Origin of the sequence: Mucilaginibacter sp. 3215, from assembly GCF_050433785.1 — a bacterium.
Lineage (GTDB): Bacteria > Bacteroidota > Bacteroidia > Sphingobacteriales > Sphingobacteriaceae > Mucilaginibacter.
On sequence record NZ_JBNPWO010000017.1, the window covers coordinates 21,351 to 39,599 of the forward strand.

An 18,249-nucleotide genomic window follows, 5' to 3' on the forward strand; every position below is an offset into this window, starting at 1 on the left:
TGGTTTATTGGGTTGATTAGGTGAGCGGTTGCATACCGGTCGATTTTCAACATGAGAAACCACTCACCTAATCCAACCACTCACCCAATCAACTAAACAATGAAAATACTAATGGTATGCCTGGGTAATATATGCCGTTCGCCGCTGGCGGAGGGGGTTATGCAGCACCTGGCAGATGAAAATGGACTTGGCTGGGATGTTGATTCGGCGGGTACCGGAAGATGGCATGTGGGCGAAGCGCCCGACAGACGTTCAATCCGCGCAGCACGGAACCACGGCATTGATATCAGCAAACAAATTTGCCGCCAGTTTAAACGAAGCGACTTTGACGAGTTCGACCATATTTTTGTGATGGACCGCAATAACCTGAGCGATGTGCTTGACATGGCCCGCAACGAAGAACAGGCTGCTAAAGTAAAGCTTCTTTTAGGCGATAAGGTTGTTCCCGATCCATACTATGACGATAACCAATTTGAACCGGTTTTTGAATTAATTGAAAACGGGTGTAGGGATATTATTAAAGAGTTTGCCCCACCCAACCCTCCCCGGTAGGGAGGGCTTATAAGGATTGAGAAGTCTCCCCTGCCGGGGGAGATTTAAAGGGGGCTCCTATCCTAAAAAACGGCACATCCTCACCATACCAAAACACAATCCCTTCACGTACAAAACCGGCTTTAATCAGCACCCTTTGTGATGCTGCATTTTGCGGATGGGTAACGGCGCAAATCTCTTTTAGCCCTATATCATTGAATCCATAACTGATCAGTGCTTCGGCAAGTTCGGTAGCTATACCTTGTCCCCAGTATTTGAGGTGCAGCCGGTAGCCCAGCTCAATGCGGCTCTTGTCGTAATCGCTGGGTTTAAGGGCGCAAACACCTATAAAATCGTTATCGGCAATATTAAAAATCCCCCATCTGCCCAGGCCCGAACCGTTCTGGTATTCCTTCAGCGTATCTTTAAAAACCTGTTTACTCTCTTGCGGAGTACGTTTTTTCACATATTGTGTAAGCCGGTCATCGGCATCTATTGCGGTAACAAGTTCTTCATCTTCGGCTGTAAATTCACGGATCAGCAAGCGTGGTGTTTGAGTGATAATATTCATAGGTTTTCAAAAATATATTTTTGAATTGATTGTACAGGTAAGTTGAGTGTCATATAAAAGGTGATCAGATTCATTTTGATCTTTAAGGGAAGCTCAATTATGCTAAAACCCTCATTTACCGTTAAATTTTTATACCTTGCATAATTTACTTATAAGATATAGTGACTTTCCAGGATTTTAAATTTAACGAGCAATTATTTGAAGGTGTAGAGAGCATGGGTTTCGTAAACCCAACACCCATACAATCTATGGCTATCCCAGCCATTATGGAGGGGCGCGACCTGATTGCATGCGCTCAAACGGGTACCGGTAAAACCGGTGCTTACCTGTTGCCTGTTTTAAACAGCATCAGCAAAACAAATAAACACCATACCAGTGCGCTTATACTTGCCCCAACCCGCGAGCTTGCCCAACAAATAGATCAGCAGGTTGAAGGCCTTGCCTATTTTACCGGCATCAGTTCCATCGCTGTTTTTGGCGGCGGCGACGGCATTGTTTACGAACAACAGCGCCGTGGCATCCAGAATAATGTAAATATCATTGTAGCTACTCCCGGCAGACTGATAGCCCACCTTACATCGGGCGTGCTGAAGCTTAATCACCTTACCCATTTGGTACTTGATGAGGCCGACCGGATGCTGGATATGGGCTTTTCGGACGATATCATGAAGATCATCAGCTACCTGCCAAAAGAAAGGCAAACGCTGTTGTTTTCGGCCACCATGCCCGGCCGCATCCGCTCATTGGCAAAAGCTATTTTGAAAGATCCGGAGCAGATCAATATCGCTATCTCACAGCCGGCTGTAGGGATCGATCAGCAGGTTTACCGGGTTCATGATCAGCAAAAAACGCCGCTGGTACAGCATATTCTGAAAGATTCAGCATTTACAAGTATCATCATCTTTGCATCACGCAAGGAGATCGTTAAAGCGCTATACAAAGAACTTAAGGCTATCAAAATCAACGCCATGTCTTTCCACTCCGATCTGGAGCAGAAAGAGCGCGAAGAGATCCTCCTTAAATTCAAAAACAAGCAATTACCGGTTATCATCGGTACCGATGCCCTTTCGCGGGGGATTGATGTGGAGGGTATCGATCTGGTGATCAACTACGATGTTCCCGGCGATCCGGAAGATTATATTCACCGTATTGGCCGTACGGCCCGCGCCGCTACCACCGGTACCGCCATAACCTTCGTTAACCACCGCGATGAGCGCAAGCTTAAAAATATTGAGAAACTGATTGAAAAGCCGATAAAGCTGATGGCACTGCCGGATGAACTGGCCACGATACAACCCCTGAAGCCCGAACAGCCTCAAGGAGATGCCAAAAGGAAACCTAACCGTCGCTGGGGCAAAAAAAAGCCGAAACAGCAGAATACGGGTAACTAAAAAAGTTTTCACGAATATCATTTTGGTTTCGATTTAATTTGATCGAATTACACGAATTAATAGTTGGCAGTACAAAGCTCAATAATTAAAAATTCGTGTAATTCGAAGAAATTCGCGCCTCATCACTAAAACGTTTTATCTATTTTAATATCTTAGACCAAAAATCTATTTCCCAATGATCATTCCTAAAAAACTGGTTTTACTGGCAACGCTTGGTATGGCAATTATCATATCTGCAGACAAGGCTTTAGCACAGGAGAAGAAAACATCAGGTAACCCTATTGTTGAAGGTTGGTATGCCGACCCTGAAGCCAAGATCTTTAATAAGCAATATTGGGTTTACCCTACCTACTCGGCTAAATATAATGAACAGGTGTTTATGGATGTCTTTTCATCGCCCGATCTGGTTAACTGGACAAAGCATCCGCATATTATTGATACCGCCGCTGTAAAGTGGGCTAAACGTGCCATGTGGGCTCCGGCAGTAACTGAAAAAGACGGTAAATACTATATCTTTTTTGGCGCTAACGATATTCAGAACAACAACGAAGTTGGCGGTATAGGTGTTGCCGTTGGTGATAAGCCTGAAGGCCCGTTTAAAGATCTTTTGGGCAAACCGCTCATTGGGCAAATCATCAATAAAGCGCAACCTATCGACCAGTTTGTTTTTAAGGATGACGATGGTCAGTATTATATGATCTACGGTGGCTGGGGCCAATGTAATATCGTAAAGCTAAAAAACGACTTTACAGGTATCGAACCATTTAAAGACGGAGAAACCTATAAACTGATCACTCCCAAAGATTATGTTGAAGGCCCGGTGATGTTTAAACGCAAAGGCAAATATTATTTTATGTGGAGCGAAGGCGGCTGGACTGGTCCGGATTATCGCGTGGCGTATGCAATCGGCGATTCGCCGTTTGGTCCGTTTAACCGCATCGGAACAATATTGAAACAGGACCCGAATATTGCTACAGGAGCAGGCCACCACTCCGTGATCCAGGTACCTGGCAAGGATGAATGGTATATTGTTTATCACCGCCGTCCCTTAACCGAAACTGATGGCAACCACCGCGTTACTTGTATCGATAAAATGTATTTTGACAAGGATGGCAAGATCCTGCCCGTTAAGATCACCAATGAAGGGGTTGGGGCAAGGAAGATTAAATAGCCCCCCAAATATATTTCTACACCCGTCATTGCGAGGTACGAAGCAATCCCCAAGAGGCAGAGCAGCTATGCAAGTGTCTCTGTATTGTTTGGGATTGCTTCGTCGTTCCTCCTCGCAATGACGTTTTTTATTACTATGCACATCGTGCATTTCCCCCTAAAAGGGGGAGCATGATAATCCCTGATATTTAGTATCTTAAACCGTTTTTTTGACTGACATTATTCCTTTATCATTATGACGCGATCATTTTTTCGGGCATTAGTAATTTTACTTGCCCTCACAGGCAGCAATCGCTGTTTCGGACAAACCGCCGAAAACTTACCCACCGATTATTTGAGCAAAGAATTTCATGCCGGAAGGCGACAGGCCCTGCGCAACCTGATGCCAGCCAATTCGGTGATGGTGATCTTCTCGTACCCTGAACAGGTGTTTTCGAACGATGTTAACTACGTTTATCATCCTAATCCCGATCTGTATTATTTTTCAGGATATAAAGAACCCAACTCGGTGTTGTTGGTATTTAAAGAGATGCAGGCTGTGGGCGACAGCAGCTATAATGAGGTGCTATTTGTACGTCACCGGGATGCCGGTCGCGAGCAATGGACAGGCAGGCGTTTGGGTGTTGAAGGCGCTAAATCGCAGCTTGGTTTTAAACGGGCTTACAACAGCGAGGATTTCGCGAAATTCCCCGTTGATTTTAAAAAGTTTGCCAATGTGTATTATGATGCACTGCCCGAAGATGTTACCGGCGATGGATCGACCGGCGAGCTAAAAAAACTGATCGCAGCTTTTAAAAGTAAGGCTGGCATAACGAAAACCAACAGGCAGGTTATGAGTGATCTTAATTTGATAGCAAGAATGGTTACTCCTCAAAATTTAGCCCGTTTCATGACTTATTTTAAAGATAAGTTTGCTGATGAGGATCACAAGAATAATCCGCTTATACAACAATTGGCCGCCAAACCCGATTCTGCAACGCTTGCCGATGTTAAGGCAAAAATTGGCACAACTTACGGCGGTAACATCGGATATGCTGAATTTACTTCAAAACTCCGCGGCGTAAAAACACCGGAGGAAATAGCCGTATTGAAAAAGGCGGTTGAGATCTCAAGCCTTGCCCATCTGGAAGTAATGAAATCGGTAAAACCCAATATGAGCGAGCGCGAGGTTGAAGGCATCATGACCTACGTGCATAAAAGATACGGAGCAGAAGACGAGGGCTATCCACCAATTGTAGGTGCAGGCGCTAATGGCTGCATCCTACATTATGAGGAAAACTCGGCCACAAAAATCAATAACCAGTTGCTGCTGATGGATGTTGGTGCGGAGTATCACGGATATTCTGCCGATGTTACCCGTACTGTACCGGCTAACGGCAAATTTACCGAGGAGCAAAAAGCCATTTACCAATTAGTTTACGATGCGCAGGAAGAGATTTTTAAATTGTGTAAAGCGGGAGTTCCCTATGCAAGCCTTGAACAAAAATCGGTAGAGGTATTATCTGCCGGATTAATTAAGCTTGGTATTATCAAGGATGCTTCAGAAGTGCGCAAATATTACCCGCATGGCTGTTCGCACCATTTGGGGCTTGATGTGCATGACAAAGGCGGTCGCGGTAATTTGGAAGAGAATTGGGTGATCACCGTTGAGCCGGGGATCTATATCCCTGCCGGCAGCCCATGTGATAAAAAATGGTGGAATATTGGCGTACGTATTGAAGACGATGTGCAGATAGGTAAAGACAAGGGCACAATCCTGTCGCTAGATGCGCCGCGCAAATGGCAGGACGTTGAAAAAGCTGCGACTGAGAAAAGCATTTTTGAAGCAGCTAAATTTCCGGGGCTGAAATAAAAATAAAGCCAATAGAAAAAGCCCGCCGCCGCTCGGCTGAAGCCGAGTGGCAACTATTAAGCGGCCTCTGGCCGCCGAAGCGAAAATACCTTGCGCTCGTTTGTAATGCGATATCCGCGATGCAATCGCTGAACCATATTAAGCGCTCGTTGCAAACAAGCGCAAGAAAATAACAGAACTTCGGCGGCCAGAGGCCGTTTGATAGTAAACACTCGGCTGGAGCCGAGCGTTGGCGATAGTATAAGCGTACTTAAACACGAAAGCCCTCCGAAATTCAATCCGGAGGGCTTTCTATTTATGAATTATTCTTACTTCTTAATCCTGCTCTTCAACTCGGCCAATGGCATGGTAACCATACGGCCAATCGGTTTTTTACCACGATAAGTGATCACCCTTAGTGTAGTTGCATCTTTAGGGGCATCTATCGGCGCTGTATATTTAGGATAAAACCTGTCGGGGAACGAGTTGTCAAAGCTGTAATAAGTGTCCAGCCCGTTTACCTCATTGGTTAAAGTGATTTTTAACGTGCTATCAGGATTCAACACCGCATCAAATGATGGATCGTAAGCGCTCGGGGCTATCTTGGTTTCGGCTTCATCAAAGCGCGGGAAGTGTTTCTCCACCCGGCTGAAAAATCCGTCCCAGTTTTTAGTTCCTTTTGGCGACCATACATCCTCGGCAATAGCCATGCCACGTGGCCATGTCATATATTCAGCCTGGCGGATGTTGTATACCTGCTCGGTCCATAAGTTGGCCTGCCCGCCTTTTATGAGGCGTGCATCAACACTATCAGGTACAGGCTCCCATGAATAGGTTTTGTTTAAGCGAAGTGTGGCATAGATCTTGGTTTCGTTTACACGATCGCTTTGCATATAGTCAAGATATGCAAATGTTGTCGGGCTCATTACCACCTCATGACCTGCTTTAGCGGCAATGATGCCACCCTGGATACCGCGCCAGCTCATAACCGCGGCGTTAGGACCCAGACCGCCCTCAATGATCTCGTCCCAACCCATGAATTTTTTACCTTTCGACTCTACGATTTTTTCAAGTCGCTTTTCGAAATAAGCCTGTACTTCGCTCATCGTTTTCAGGTTTTCTCTGGCCATTAATGCTTTGATAGCGTCGCTTTGCTCCCAGAAGTTTTTGGCGCACTCGTCGCCCCCTAAATGGATATAGCCGAAGGGGAACAGTTGGGCAACTTCAGTAACCACCTTATCCATAAAGGTATAAACCGCTTCATTGGCCGGGCAAAGCGTGTTATCAACAATAGCGCGGTTATGCGGGCCGCTCCAATCCATGAAAGGCTCGCCGGAGTTCACCACATATTTATCGGCACCCGGTGTGCATGAAAGCTCGGGATAAGCAACCACAGCGGCGAGACTATGGCCCGGAACATCAATTTCGGGCAGGATGTTCACAAACCTGTCTTTGGCGTATTGTACCAACTCTTTGATATCTTCCTGGGTATAAAAACCGCCGTAGGTACGTGGTTCATCAGGTGTAGGTGGAGTAAACGTACCAAACTGGCCTACTTTTTTTACGTTGTGCGATCCTACTTCGGTTAGCCTTGGCAGGCTTTTGATCTCCACTCGCCAGCCTTCATCATCGGTAAGGTGCAAGTGCAGCAGGTTAAATTTGTACTTAACCATAGCATCGATATATTGCTTAACCTCGGCTTTGGTAAAAAAGTGACGGGATACATCAAACATCAATCCTCTCCAGCCAAACCTTGGATAGTCGGTAATTTCGACTGCCGGGGCAGTCCATTTTACGTCCTTGGCTACTTCCAGTCCTTCAATTTCTTTAGGCAACAGCTGGAAAAACGTTTGTACGCCATAAAATAATCCCGCGGCATCATTAGCACGGATCACTACTTTTCTAGGAGTTACAGATAATTTATAGCCTTCAGTTTTGAGTACGGTATCGGCTGTTTTATTTAGAATTAGCCTGATGGGCGCTGTTGGTGCAGTGCTTTTTACGGTTATGAACGCTCCTGTTGACGCAGATAGTTTTCGTTTAAGGTAGGCCGTTACGTTTGCCACATCGGCAGATGAACCGGCTTCTACAATTACTGTTTTGGGCAGCACAAACTGGCCGGTAGTTTGGGTAACTTTTACCGGTTGCGGAATAAGCGCGAGTGCCGGTTTCGCTGTTTGGGCCGCAGAAAGCAGGTGTGCCATACAGCCGCAAAGCAATAAGGATAATTTCTTCATAAAGAATTGTTATTTAATTGGATGTACGCAAATTAAACTTTTTAAATAATATTAAGAAGTGTATTTTCTGAACCATGATTTTTAGGACAGGATATTGTCTGAACTCGAATTTTAAAAGAATTATTAGATTCTTTTTTGAATTTGCAGAGCGTTCTGTAATTATTTAATTCCTTAAAATTCCTGTTCAGACAAAATCGGTGAAATCAAAAATCAATTGATGAAACCCAAAAAATCCGAAATCGAACATTCGAAATCCAAAATTCCAATCACACCCTGATATAAATATTCCGTTTATCAAGGATATAGGCCACCAGCCAGCATATCATCATAAAGCTGATGGCAAACAGCAATGACCCGATAGGTCCCGGAGCTATAGCCTGGTAAAAGGAGGTGTTGATCCATTCAACAGCGTTGGTGCCGCTTATTATGATCATGCTTACCGGGATCAGCAGTATTTCGGAAAGTACATAGATTGGTAACGGGTTTTTGCCCATGGTGGTGAAAAAGCGCGCCCAATTACCTTTGTTCCAATTATTGATCTCCAAAGCATATATCAAGGCTGAGAGGATCACTAAATCCAACCCGGTGGTTACCAGCACAAAAGAGCTTGTCCACAGTTTTTTATTGATCGGGAAAACCATGTTCCAGCATAAGGCCAAGAAGATAAACAGGCAGCCTGTTAACAACAGTTTGGTAGTAGTATCATATCCCTTCCCTTTTTGCTGAATGAATTTGCCGGCATAGTAACCAACCACTACATTTACAATGGCCGGTAAAGTGCTCAACACACCTTCCGGATCGAAGGGAATACCTTCGCCATGATATAAATGATCCGGACCAAATAAAAATTTATCAAGATAAATGCCCGCATTGCCGGTCATGCTCAGCGGATCAGCCGGGTTACCGTACACCAGCAGGATGATCCAGTAGATCACTAAAAACAAACCGGATAAAATAAAGACTGTTTGTTTGGACAGGAAATGGATCATAAGTGAGGCAAAGCAATAACACAGGGCAATGCGTTGCAAAACACCCATGATGCGGGTATGTGTAATAGGTTTTAAATGAAAGCCGCCACTGGTTGAAAAGAATGGGAACCAGTACATGAGGTACCCTATTAAAAATATAAGCAGCGTACGCCTGAAAATTTTGCTAAGCACAGCCGCGTTGCCCATTTCCTGGTAGCGTTTCATTGAAAAGCTCATGGCATTGCCTACGGCAAACAAAAAGGAAGGGAACACAAGATCGGTTGGGGTGAAGCCATGCCATGCGGCATGTTCAAGTGGTGAAAAAGGGGCCGCTCCGCTGCCCGGCGTATTTACAATGATCATGAAGCATAACGTCATGCCACGAAATACATCCAGCGATAAAAACCGCGATGATGATTTGTCCATAAATGAGTTTAAAAATGTATATAATCAGCTTTACAAAAGGCAGGGGTGTTAAGGCAAGATAATAAACTTACCGGGAATTGTGCAATCCCGGTAAGTTTATTGAAGAGGCATTATTAATGATAGCCCGGATTTTGTTTCAATTGCGGTGTACCACCTTTGGCGCTTAAGTCAATCTCTACCAGCGGTATGGGGAAATATTCGCTTTTACCTTTAATGAATTTACCTCCTTTTACATCATTGGTCAACGTGCTTTGATATGCTATGTAAGTATTAAGCTCGGTATCGGCAATGCCCCAGCGTACCAGGTCAAAAAAGCGGTGCCCTTCCATGGCAAGCTCAATTTTACGCTCAAAATAAATGGCTTTAAGCGCAAAATCTTTGCTGGCAAAAGCACCGCCGGGATAAGGGCTCACTTTATAGTTAGCTGCTGCCTGGGTGGTGAAACCTGCCGTAGGATCATCATTATCTTTGTATTTATGTACAAAACCTTCGGGATTAGCTGCGCGGTTACGCACCATGTTTACATAGCTTTCGGCTTTATCAAGGCTACCAACCTGTGCTTCAACCTCAGCGGCCATTAACAGTACATCGGCGTAACGAATAATGTTATAATTGATGCCTGAGCCTGGCGCCCATGAGGTATTATCGCCGTTTACATCCTGCTCGGCCTGGCCGTAAACGTTTTTGATAGGCGAATAAGGGCCACCGTACTGCTGATCTCGGATCCAGTCGGCTCCCGGATGTAAGCCCCAGTCAAGATAAGGGATTCCGCGGCGACCGGCGGTCCAGTCAAGGCGCGGGTCAATTGTGCCGGCATCCGGGGTATAATCGTCGGCCGATGCCAGGCCCATATCTGTTTTTATAGCGTGACTGTTATAATCGTCAAGATATGGTAAACCGGTAGCCGAATTGGTGCGGAAATGATTAACCAGATCAATTGATGGCTGGTAAAAACCGCAGCAGCTAAACGGACTGCTATTGCCATACGGAAAATTAAGCATATCGCCGTTATTGGCTTGTGAAGGGCCGTTAGGGTCAGTATTGGCAGCAGCCTGAACAGCAAAAACAGATTCGGCGCTATTGTTGGTAGCCGTTCTGAAATTGTCGTTGAATTTAGCGTTAAGTGCATACTTTTTACCATCGGAAGTTACACCCTGCGCAATAACCGCATCAAATACAACCTTTGCTTCAGCATATTTATGCTCGTACAGGTATGTTTTACCTAAGTATGCACCGGCAGCCCATTTATTGGCGCGGCCAACTTCGGTTTGGGTATTAGGCAGATTGTCGTAAGCGTATTTGAAATCCGCTTCAATCTTTGGCCAAATATCTGTGTTGTTAGGTTGATTAATGTCGGTTGTTGTTTCATCAAGATAGGGCACATTATTGAACATCTTTTTCAGGTCGAAGTAATAATGCGCTCTTAAGAAACGGGCCTGTGCCAGTATATTGGTTTTGTTTGAGGCTGATATGGAAGTAACCTTATTGGTTATTTTGATAGTGTTGTTTGTGCGTGATACCCCCTCGTAATCGGCCCGCCATTTGCTGTCAAAAAAGCCATTGCTGGCATCGGCGTTGTATTTCATCATCGGTTCTATCGGTTGCTGATCGCCGGCAATACTGCCTTTTGACGCATCACCGCCTACTACACCGCCATATACCCAGTTATCCGGTGATGCTTCCCATGCTCCGCCGCCGCCCACTGCGGCATCGCCGCCCTGCTGGCCATCCAACACTGCATAAGCACCTACAAGCAGTTCATTAGCTCCTGATTCTGTTTCGAGAAATTGAGGCTCGAGGGCGCCGTTGATAGGCTTATCGAGATATGATTTTTTACAGGCGCCAAGCGATAGTGTGCTTAAAAGCGCTATGGAAATAAGTTTTTTAGCTTTCATTGTAATCCGTTTAAATATTGCTGTTATAATGAAAAATTAACTCCGAATATGAAGGTGCGCGGGCTCGCGTAGCTACCCTCGTCAATACCAAAATCTTTGGTGTTGCCGCTTAGTTCAGGATCAACACCGCTGTAACCTGTTAAGGTAAACAGGTTGGTTGCCGATACATAGATCCTTAATTTTTGGATCCCCGCCTTTTTAAGCCCTGCAATGTTAAAGGTGTAGCCAACCTGCGCGTTACGCATGCGCAGGTAAGTGCCGTTTTCAACAAAGTATGAGTTTGGTGTAGCGCCGCTGCTGGTTGATGCGTCAAGTTCCTGGATAGGTGCCTTTGCATTTTGATGAGTTGGTGTCCATGAATCGTTAAGCGCGGTATAGCTTTTTGCTGTACCGAATGAAGCATAGAAATCCCGCCAGTATTTAACGCTGTTCCATAGTTTATTGCCGAATGAGCCGTAAAGGAAAACGCTGGCATCAAAGTTTTTATAGTTTACACCCAGGTTTAAGCCGGCAGTAACTTTCGGGTTTGGATTACCGATAAAAGTACGGTCGGCATCGGTAATGACACCATCACCGTTTACGTCTTTATACCTGAAACGGCCAACCTTTACATCTGATTGATAGTAAGCATTCGGATCGCCGGTGCGGGTTTGTACACCTTTGTCGGCTGCGTCAATTTCGGCCTGCGAATTCCAGAAGCCCACGATCTGGTAGCCATAAAACTCGCCTAAAGAATGACCTACCTGGCTGCGGGTAATTGGGTTATCAAACCTGCTTGTTGCTGAGCCGGGGAAGTAATCCCTGTCATCAGATACTTTTAATACTTTATTATTATAAGTGGTTAAAGTACCGGTAGCATTAAAGCTCAGATCGCTGCTGGCCCTGAAGTTGCCGGTAACAGAAATGTCAAGACCATCGGTTTTCATTTTACCAACGTTTTGCGCCGGGAAAGCACCGTTGCCCGCGGTACCTAACTGGGTAGCGTTAAACAACAGGTCCTTAATGTCTTTGCGGTAGTAATCGGCAGTTACGGCTATTTTGCCGCCAAATAAGGTTGCATCAAAACCAAAGTTGGAGTTAATATCTTTTTCCCAAAGCGCGTGAGGGTTGGCTGTTTGATCCTGGTAAAAACCAGGGGTTAGGTTAAGAGAGCCGTCAATAGGATAATACGACTGGCCAATATCATTGCTGAACGTAACATAAGCGTCTTTACTGCCCATATTGATCTGGTTACCCATAATACCCCAGCCGCCTCTTAGCTTCAGGTCGGTAAGCCAGGTAATATTTTTCATGAAGTTTTCCTGCGAGATACGCCAGCCAGCGCTGAATGCAGGGAAATAACCATAGCGTTGATCAACAGGGAATTTTGATGAGCCATCACGACGGATAGTGGCGTTAAACAGGTAGCGATCGTTATAGGTATAATCCAAACGGGCAAACTCCGAAAATAACGAGTTGTTAGATTTGCCGCTGTAAGTGTTTTTATTGGTGGTACCGGTAGACAGGTTTACATAATCAGGATCAAAAGTGTAAAATCCCTGGATGCTGCCGCCCACATAACGGTCGTGATCCTCAACGGCCTCGGTACCTACCACTATGTTAACATTGTGTTTGCCAAATACTTTTTGATAGCTAAGGGTGTTGGTCCAGTTGTAGGTATAGCTGTTGTCCGAGCCTTCGCTGTAAGTATTTGTTGACGAGTTTTCAACGTTTTCATACGTAGGGAACGAAAACGAATGGTTGTTGCTGTTGATAATGTCGCCGCCAAAGCTTGTGCGTACGGTAAGGCCGGGAATAATGTCGGCTTCGGCAAATACGTTACCAAGCAAACGATAGCTTGTTGACTGGTTGTTCTTCGTACGCTCCTGTATGGCAACAGGGTTGTTGGCGTCGCCAAGGCCGGTACCATAGCTGCCTGCGTAGTTGCCTTTAATATCATAAACCGGAATAATAGGTTGCTCGCGCAAAGCATGTGCAATAACGCCATCCGGGTCATTGGTGCTAACCTGCGAATGTGATGTTCCATCATTTACCTGCGGCTGCCTGGTTATAGAATAACCCAGGTTTTCGCCTACCCTGATGTGTTTAGTTACATTGTAGGTGGTATTTGAACGCAGGGTATATCTTTTAAGATAAGTATCAATCAGGGTACCTTGCTGGTTAAAATAGTTTAACGAGAACAAATAGCTGGCGTTATCGGTACTGCCGCTCAATGATATATTGTGGCTATTCATGGGGGCCGATTTAAACAACTCATGATACCAGTCGGTACCGGCTTTGTTGGCCCTTGTTATCCTGTAAAAATTGCCAAGGTCTGTCGCTGATGTATAAAAAGGATTTACATAGTATTTTGATGGATCGACAGATGGGTCACCTTCTTTAGCACCTGCCGGGGTAATGTAATCAGGCAGTGTAAAAGCCGAGCCTGTACCGGTTGGATTGTACAAGGCATCTTTAATGCTGTTATCGCCCGAATTTTTCTTAGCTGTAAGTTTCAGATCGGCCATTTGTTGCGGCGTAATGGTATTCCAAACGTTGCCGCCTTTTGGCCTTTGTGTACCGTAGTAGGCATCATATTGAATATTTACTTTGCCTTTACCCCTTTTGGTAGTGATGATGATGACGCCGTTTGCCGCCCTTGCACCATATATTGATGCCGAACTCGCGTCTTTTAACACCTGGAAGGTTTCCACATCATTAGGGTTCAGCGTGCTTACATCATATGTTTCCACACCGTCTACTACGTATAAGGGAGTATTATTTCCGAAAGTATTAAAACCCCTGATGTGTACCTGCGGCTCTTCGCCGGGTTGTCCTGACCCGGTAACGGTAACGCCCGATGCCTGGCCTTGCAATTGCGAGTTTACTGATGACGATGCCTGTTTGTTGAGGTCTTTAACGTTAACTACCGCAACGGCGCCGGTAAGGTCTTTCTTTTTCTGCGTGGTATAACCAACCACAACCACCTCGTTCAGCGCTTTTGACTCTTCAAGCAAAGTTACGTTGATGGTTGTTTGTCCGTTTACCGGAATAACCTGCGTGGTAAAGCCTAAAAAACCAAATTCAAGCGTGCCGTTACCATCGGGCAGGGTGAGGGTGTATTTACCGTTGATGTCGGTAACTGTGCCTAAATTACTGCCCCTGAGCTTTACGCTAACACCCGGTAAGGGTTGACCGCTCACATCTTTAACAACACCGATTACAGTTACCGTGACAATAGGCTTTGCATCGGCAGGTTTTATAATGATGATATCATCAACCACCTGGAAGGTTAAAGGCTGTTTTTGCAGTACCTTCTGCATCACGGTTTCAATAGGCGCGTCCTGCACGTCCACGTTTATTTTCTTGTCAACATCAACCTGGTCAAGCCTGTAAAAAACAGTGTATTTGCTGTTTTTTTCAATTTGCTTAAACATTTGCTTAACAGAAATATTGCTTACATTAAAGTTGTAAACGTTTTGTGAATAAGCGGCAGCGTGTATTTGCATAATGCCCGTTAAGAGCAGAACGGTTACCAGCTTCATAATTTTGATCGTTTTTTGCCACGGGCCGGCGGCCAGAATGGACTTTCTGTAAAAATTAATCATAAATTTGTTTGTTAATCAGTTAATACGATGCTTCCCCAAGCGTAGGGTATTAGCTTTGATTGCTTTAGGCCCGGACGTGTTGGTAGCACATCCGGGTTTTTATGTAAAAGAGAATGTTAGTTTTTGATCATAGGGTTCCTTTTGTTTTTTTAGTGGTTAATCATTATTGTTGTTTCGTGTAATGTTTACTGCATTGCCATTCACCGAATAATTGATGGCGGTATTGGCCTTTATAATAGCCAGCACCTTTTCAATGCTGGGAATGTTTTTGAAACTGCCCGAATAACGGATGCTGCTCAATTCGGCATCGGTCATGTTAATAGTGACGTTATATCTTCGTTCAAGCACTTTAGCTATCTCGCTAAGGGTTGCGCCGTCAAATACCAGCAGGTTTTCCTTCCAACCGTCATAACGGTCAAGCTTGGCCGAATCAATCTCCGATACCTGGATCTCGTTCAGGCTTTTTGGATCTGGTGTGGTATAGCTATAGTTTTCTTTTTTGGGATGGTAATAAATGCGGAGCACCTGCCGCGGCTTTACATAAATGCGGCTCATTTCATGCGCATTGTTATCTACATTACCCTCAACCGATACCTCGCCTTTTACTACTGTGGTTTCAAAAAACGGGTCGGAAGCATAGGCCTTAAGATTAAACTTTGTACCGATGTCCCTTATGGTATAGTTTTTCGTATTTACAATAAAAGGGACCTCTTTTTTACCGGGGGCGATATCAAAAAACGCTTCGCCTTCCAGGTAAACGGTACGGGTTGTTTTACCAAAATCGGCCGTATAATTAAGCTTGCTGTCTGCATTAAGCCAAACCTGCGTGCCATCGCTCAAAACAATTTTTTTAATGGCGCCGGGGTTAGCGGCTATTTGCCTTACACTTTCTGCATTTTTTGAATACCTGTTATATAAGGTAGCCGTAACCGCTGCCAGTAAAGCAACAGCCGCTGCCACTTTGCCCCAACTGATCAGCCTTGCATAGCGCGACGGCTGCTTTGGCTCGATATCGGCCGAAAGCTTGTTATAAGCATTGTCTTTATTTACAACCGCGGGTTGCAGGTAAAGCATATTGTGCCAGGTTTCGTACAGTTGTGCAAAATACTGTTCGTTCTCGGGGTGCGCACTTATCCACTGTTTAACCTGCTCCATCTCCTGTGGGGTAGCTTCACCGGTTATGTATTTTACCAACAGCAGTTTTACTTCTTCGTTATCCATTTGTAATATTATCGTTAAGACAATCGAAAAAACCGATACCCTCAAAGCCTGTTGAAATATTTTTCAATTTTATTCGGCTACCCGGAGAAATGCACCCCGCATGTTACGCATAACTGTTTTTTTACAGAATGTTTGTGCTTAGCTTTTCATTATTTCCATATTAAATTTGATACGGAATGAAAAACTCTGTAACTTGTTAAAGTTTTTTAAAAAGTATTCGGATTAATTAAAGGCGGGATTAATGATCCAGGAAAACAAACTACCTATAACCTCATTTACACAGGGTGATGCGAAAACGTTTGAAACCCTGTTCAGGCTATACTATACCCGCTTAACTTTGTTCTCCAATCGTTTTGTAAACAATTTAACCGTTGCCGAAGAAATTACTGCCGATGTATTCACCCACCTGTGGGAGCGCGGGCATGAGGTCAATTTTTGCTCATCAGTAAGTTCCTATCTTTTTAAAATGGTGCAAAACCGAAGCCTCAACTACCTCAAACGCCAGAAGATAGAAAACCTTTACGTTAATTACCTCGAAAAAAACAACCTGTTTGATGAGTTGCGCAATACGCTCGAAAACGGACTGGAGGAAAAAGAACTCGCCCTACAGATAGAAGCAGCCATAGCTACCCTTCCCGAAAAATGCCGCGAGATTTTTGTGCTGAGCCGTTTCAGCGATATGAAATATCGCGAAATTGCCGTACAGCTTAATATCTCACCTAAAACAGTAGAGCGCCAGATGAGCATCGCCCTTGAAAAATTACGCCAGGTGTTGAAGCATGTGAGTTATATGCTTTTTTAAATTGCCGGTAAGTTACTATATATAGTTGTCGAAAGGTTGGTCATCCCAGGTGTCGAAAACCGGCGAACAGTGAAGGTAAAATAACAAAAAGAGGCCTATCAAGCCTGAGCCTGTCGAAGCGTGGACGGCAGGGCTAGGACCGCCGTTCATCTTAAACTCGCGCCCATTTTTAACGATGGGTTTAATCATCGGAAATTCCGTTCACAAAAAAGCCCGGCGAAACCGGGCGTCTGAAAATCTAATTCATCTGCGCATCTGAAACCAGCACATCTGCTTATCAATTATTTAGTATTATCGGCGTTAAATAATTTTGACTTATCTACTTTCTGAACCGCTTGCCCATCGCTAAGCGTTTTTGAAATAGCCGAATACGGAGCTGATACAACTTCTTCGCCACCTTTAAGGCCGGATAAGATCTGGATATAACTATCGTTCTGGATACCCGTAGTTACCTGTACCTGTTTAAGCTTACCCGCGTTTAGTACAAATACATATTCTTTGGCTACCGGGCTGATTTGTGGTTTACTCTTATCCTCATCAGCTTTAGGCGGGCCGTTATTTTCTTTCTTTTCCTCGCGGGTGGTTACCGATTGGATTGGTACCGACAGCGCTTTGGCCGAATTGGTGCTGATATCAACGGTGGCTGTTAACCCCGGACGGAAAGGTGATGGATTATCGGCTGTTTTCTTTAACAGGGCGGCATATGAATCGGCATTGATCCTCACCTTTACAGTAAAGTTTGTTACCTGGTCGGCAGATGTACCTACCACGTTTGCCGAGCTGCCTATTTCAGTTACCACACCGGTAAATTTCTTGCCTAAAAACGCGTCTACTTCAATTTTTGATGAATCGCCAAGGGAGATACGGTTGATGTCGTTTTCATTCACGTCAACATTCACGTCCATTTTGCTCAGATCAGATATAGTCATGATCTCGGTACCGGCAAATTGCTGGGTACCCAAAACACGCTCACCTTTTTCAACAGATAGTTTTGAAACCACACCATCAACCGGCGAATAGATAGTTGTTTTCGCGAGGTTATCCTGTGCTTCCTTAACTGATGCCTGTGATTGTGCCAGGCCATATTGCGAGCCTACCACATTTTGTTTGGCAGCTTCAAGCGATGCTTTAGCGCCTTCATAAGCAGCTTTGGCATTTTCAAATTCCGAAACCGTTAACACTTTTTTATCATAAAGCTCTTTACTGCGCTTGTAAATACCGGCTTGGTTAGCATAAGTAGCTTCGGCTTGTTTAAGCATCTGGCTTGAATTACCTACGCTTGCTTTTTGGGTATTATATGACGCGATAGCCCGGTCATAACCTGACTTTAAAATGTCCGGCCTGATCTTACAAAGCAATTGACCTTTTTTAACCACATCCCCCTCTTTTATTGGCAGCTCAACCACCTCGCCCGATACTTCAGGGCTTATCTTAACCTCAACATGTGGTTTGATCTTTCCGCTGGCCGATACGGTTTCATTTATTTCGCGTGTTTCGGCCTTTTCGGTAGCTACCTGGGTTAGCGCGGGCTTGCCTATCAGGCCCGTAACCTTAGCAATGATCAGCAGGACAATCAGTGCGCCAAGACCTATCAGAATATATTTAGTAGTTTTTCCCAT

12 protein-coding genes are annotated in these 18,249 nt (G+C 44.8%); 5 read left to right on the plus strand and 7 right to left on the minus strand.

Annotated elements, in window-relative coordinates; genetic code table 11:
- Positions 1-99 precede the first annotated feature (99 nt).
- The gene (locus tag ABIC84_RS21940) at positions 100-552 is read left to right on the plus strand and encodes a low molecular weight protein-tyrosine-phosphatase (protein WP_429264942.1); all 453 of its coding nucleotides are present in this window, start codon (positions 100-102) and stop codon (positions 550-552) included.
- A gap of 7 nt (positions 553-559) precedes the next feature.
- Here the strand turns inward: ABIC84_RS21940 and ABIC84_RS21945 are convergent, their stop codons facing one another.
- Positions 560-1,102: a GNAT family N-acetyltransferase gene (locus ABIC84_RS21945; RefSeq protein ID WP_429264943.1), complete on the minus strand. Its 543-nt coding sequence runs from the start codon at positions 1,100-1,102 to the stop codon at positions 560-562.
- Positions 1,103-1,263: 161 nt separating this feature from the next.
- Here ABIC84_RS21945 and ABIC84_RS21950 point away from each other — a divergent pair, with 161 nt between their 5' ends.
- The 3 genes from ABIC84_RS21950 (at position 1,264) to ABIC84_RS21960 (ending at position 5,515) form a co-directional block, all read left to right on the plus strand.
- Positions 1,264-2,493, plus strand: coding sequence for a DEAD/DEAH box helicase (locus ABIC84_RS21950; protein ID WP_175490032.1), 1,230 nt, complete (start codon positions 1,264-1,266; stop codon positions 2,491-2,493).
- 175 nt (positions 2,494-2,668) lie between these two features.
- Positions 2,669-3,664: a glycoside hydrolase family 43 protein gene (locus tag ABIC84_RS21955; protein ID WP_429264944.1), complete on the plus strand. Its 996-nt coding sequence runs from the start codon at positions 2,669-2,671 to the stop codon at positions 3,662-3,664.
- A 234-nt stretch (positions 3,665-3,898) separates the two neighbouring features.
- Positions 3,899-5,515 (plus strand): aminopeptidase P N-terminal domain-containing protein, encoded by a 1,617-nt coding sequence (locus ABIC84_RS21960; RefSeq protein ID WP_429264945.1) that lies wholly within the window; start codon positions 3,899-3,901, stop codon positions 5,513-5,515.
- 308 nt (positions 5,516-5,823) lie between these two features.
- Here the strand turns inward: ABIC84_RS21960 and ABIC84_RS21965 are convergent, their stop codons facing one another.
- The 5 genes from ABIC84_RS21965 to ABIC84_RS21985 form a co-directional block, all read right to left on the minus strand.
- Positions 5,824-7,731 (minus strand): beta-N-acetylhexosaminidase, encoded by a 1,908-nt coding sequence (locus ABIC84_RS21965; protein WP_429264946.1) that lies wholly within the window; start codon positions 7,729-7,731, stop codon positions 5,824-5,826.
- Positions 7,732-7,997: 266 nt separating this feature from the next.
- A complete protein-coding gene (locus tag ABIC84_RS21970) occupies positions 7,998-9,125 on the minus strand; it encodes an acyltransferase family protein (RefSeq protein ID WP_426583927.1) in 1,128 nt (375 codons plus the stop codon).
- A 113-nt stretch (positions 9,126-9,238) separates the two neighbouring features.
- Positions 9,239-11,020 carry a RagB/SusD family nutrient uptake outer membrane protein gene (locus ABIC84_RS21975; RefSeq protein WP_429264947.1) on the minus strand — a complete coding sequence of 594 codons (1,782 nt, stop codon included), beginning with the start codon at positions 11,018-11,020 and terminating at the stop codon, positions 9,239-9,241.
- 23 nt (positions 11,021-11,043) lie between these two features.
- Positions 11,044-14,544, minus strand: a complete 3,501-nt coding sequence (locus ABIC84_RS21980; protein WP_429264948.1) for a TonB-dependent receptor — start codon at positions 14,542-14,544, stop codon at positions 11,044-11,046.
- A 219-nt stretch (positions 14,545-14,763) separates the two neighbouring features.
- The gene (locus ABIC84_RS21985) at positions 14,764-15,828 is read right to left on the minus strand and encodes a FecR family protein (protein WP_429264949.1); all 1,065 of its coding nucleotides are present in this window, start codon (positions 15,826-15,828) and stop codon (positions 14,764-14,766) included.
- A gap of 241 nt (positions 15,829-16,069) precedes the next feature.
- On the opposite strand from ABIC84_RS21985, the gene ABIC84_RS21990 reads away from it, so the two are divergent.
- Positions 16,070-16,630, plus strand: coding sequence for an RNA polymerase sigma-70 factor (locus tag ABIC84_RS21990; protein ID WP_429264950.1), 561 nt, complete (start codon positions 16,070-16,072; stop codon positions 16,628-16,630).
- A gap of 281 nt (positions 16,631-16,911) precedes the next feature.
- Here ABIC84_RS21990 and ABIC84_RS21995 read toward each other — a convergent pair whose 3' ends face one another.
- Entirely contained in the window at positions 16,912-18,249 is a 1,338-nt protein-coding gene (locus tag ABIC84_RS21995) for an efflux RND transporter periplasmic adaptor subunit (protein WP_090530676.1), read from the minus strand.

Bases quoted from the DNA above. Each gene is read 5' to 3' on its own strand.
- ABIC84_RS21945 (WP_429264943.1), bottom strand. From the start codon at position 1,102: ATGAATATTATCACTCAAACACCACGCTTGCTGATCCGTGAATTTACA.
- ABIC84_RS21960 (WP_429264945.1), top strand. From the start codon at position 3,899: ATGACGCGATCATTTTTTCGGGCATTAGTAATTTTACTTGCCCTCACA.
- ABIC84_RS21990 (WP_429264950.1), top strand. From the start codon at position 16,070: ATGATCCAGGAAAACAAACTACCTATAACCTCATTTACACAGGGTGAT.
- ABIC84_RS21980 (WP_429264948.1), bottom strand. From the start codon at position 14,544: ATGAAGCTGGTAACCGTTCTGCTCTTAACGGGCATTATGCAAATACAC.
- ABIC84_RS21940 (WP_429264942.1), top strand. From the start codon at position 100: ATGAAAATACTAATGGTATGCCTGGGTAATATATGCCGTTCGCCGCTG.
- ABIC84_RS21955 (WP_429264944.1), top strand. From the start codon at position 2,669: ATGATCATTCCTAAAAAACTGGTTTTACTGGCAACGCTTGGTATGGCA.
- ABIC84_RS21965 (WP_429264946.1), bottom strand. From the start codon at position 7,731: ATGAAGAAATTATCCTTATTGCTTTGCGGCTGTATGGCACACCTGCTT.
- ABIC84_RS21970 (WP_426583927.1), bottom strand. From the start codon at position 9,125: ATGGACAAATCATCATCGCGGTTTTTATCGCTGGATGTATTTCGTGGC.
- ABIC84_RS21985 (WP_429264949.1), bottom strand. From the start codon at position 15,828: ATGGATAACGAAGAAGTAAAACTGCTGTTGGTAAAATACATAACCGGT.
- ABIC84_RS21995 (WP_090530676.1), bottom strand. From the start codon at position 18,249: ATGGGAAAAACTACTAAATATATTCTGATAGGTCTTGGCGCACTGATT.
- ABIC84_RS21975 (WP_429264947.1), bottom strand. From the start codon at position 11,020: ATGAAAGCTAAAAAACTTATTTCCATAGCGCTTTTAAGCACACTATCG.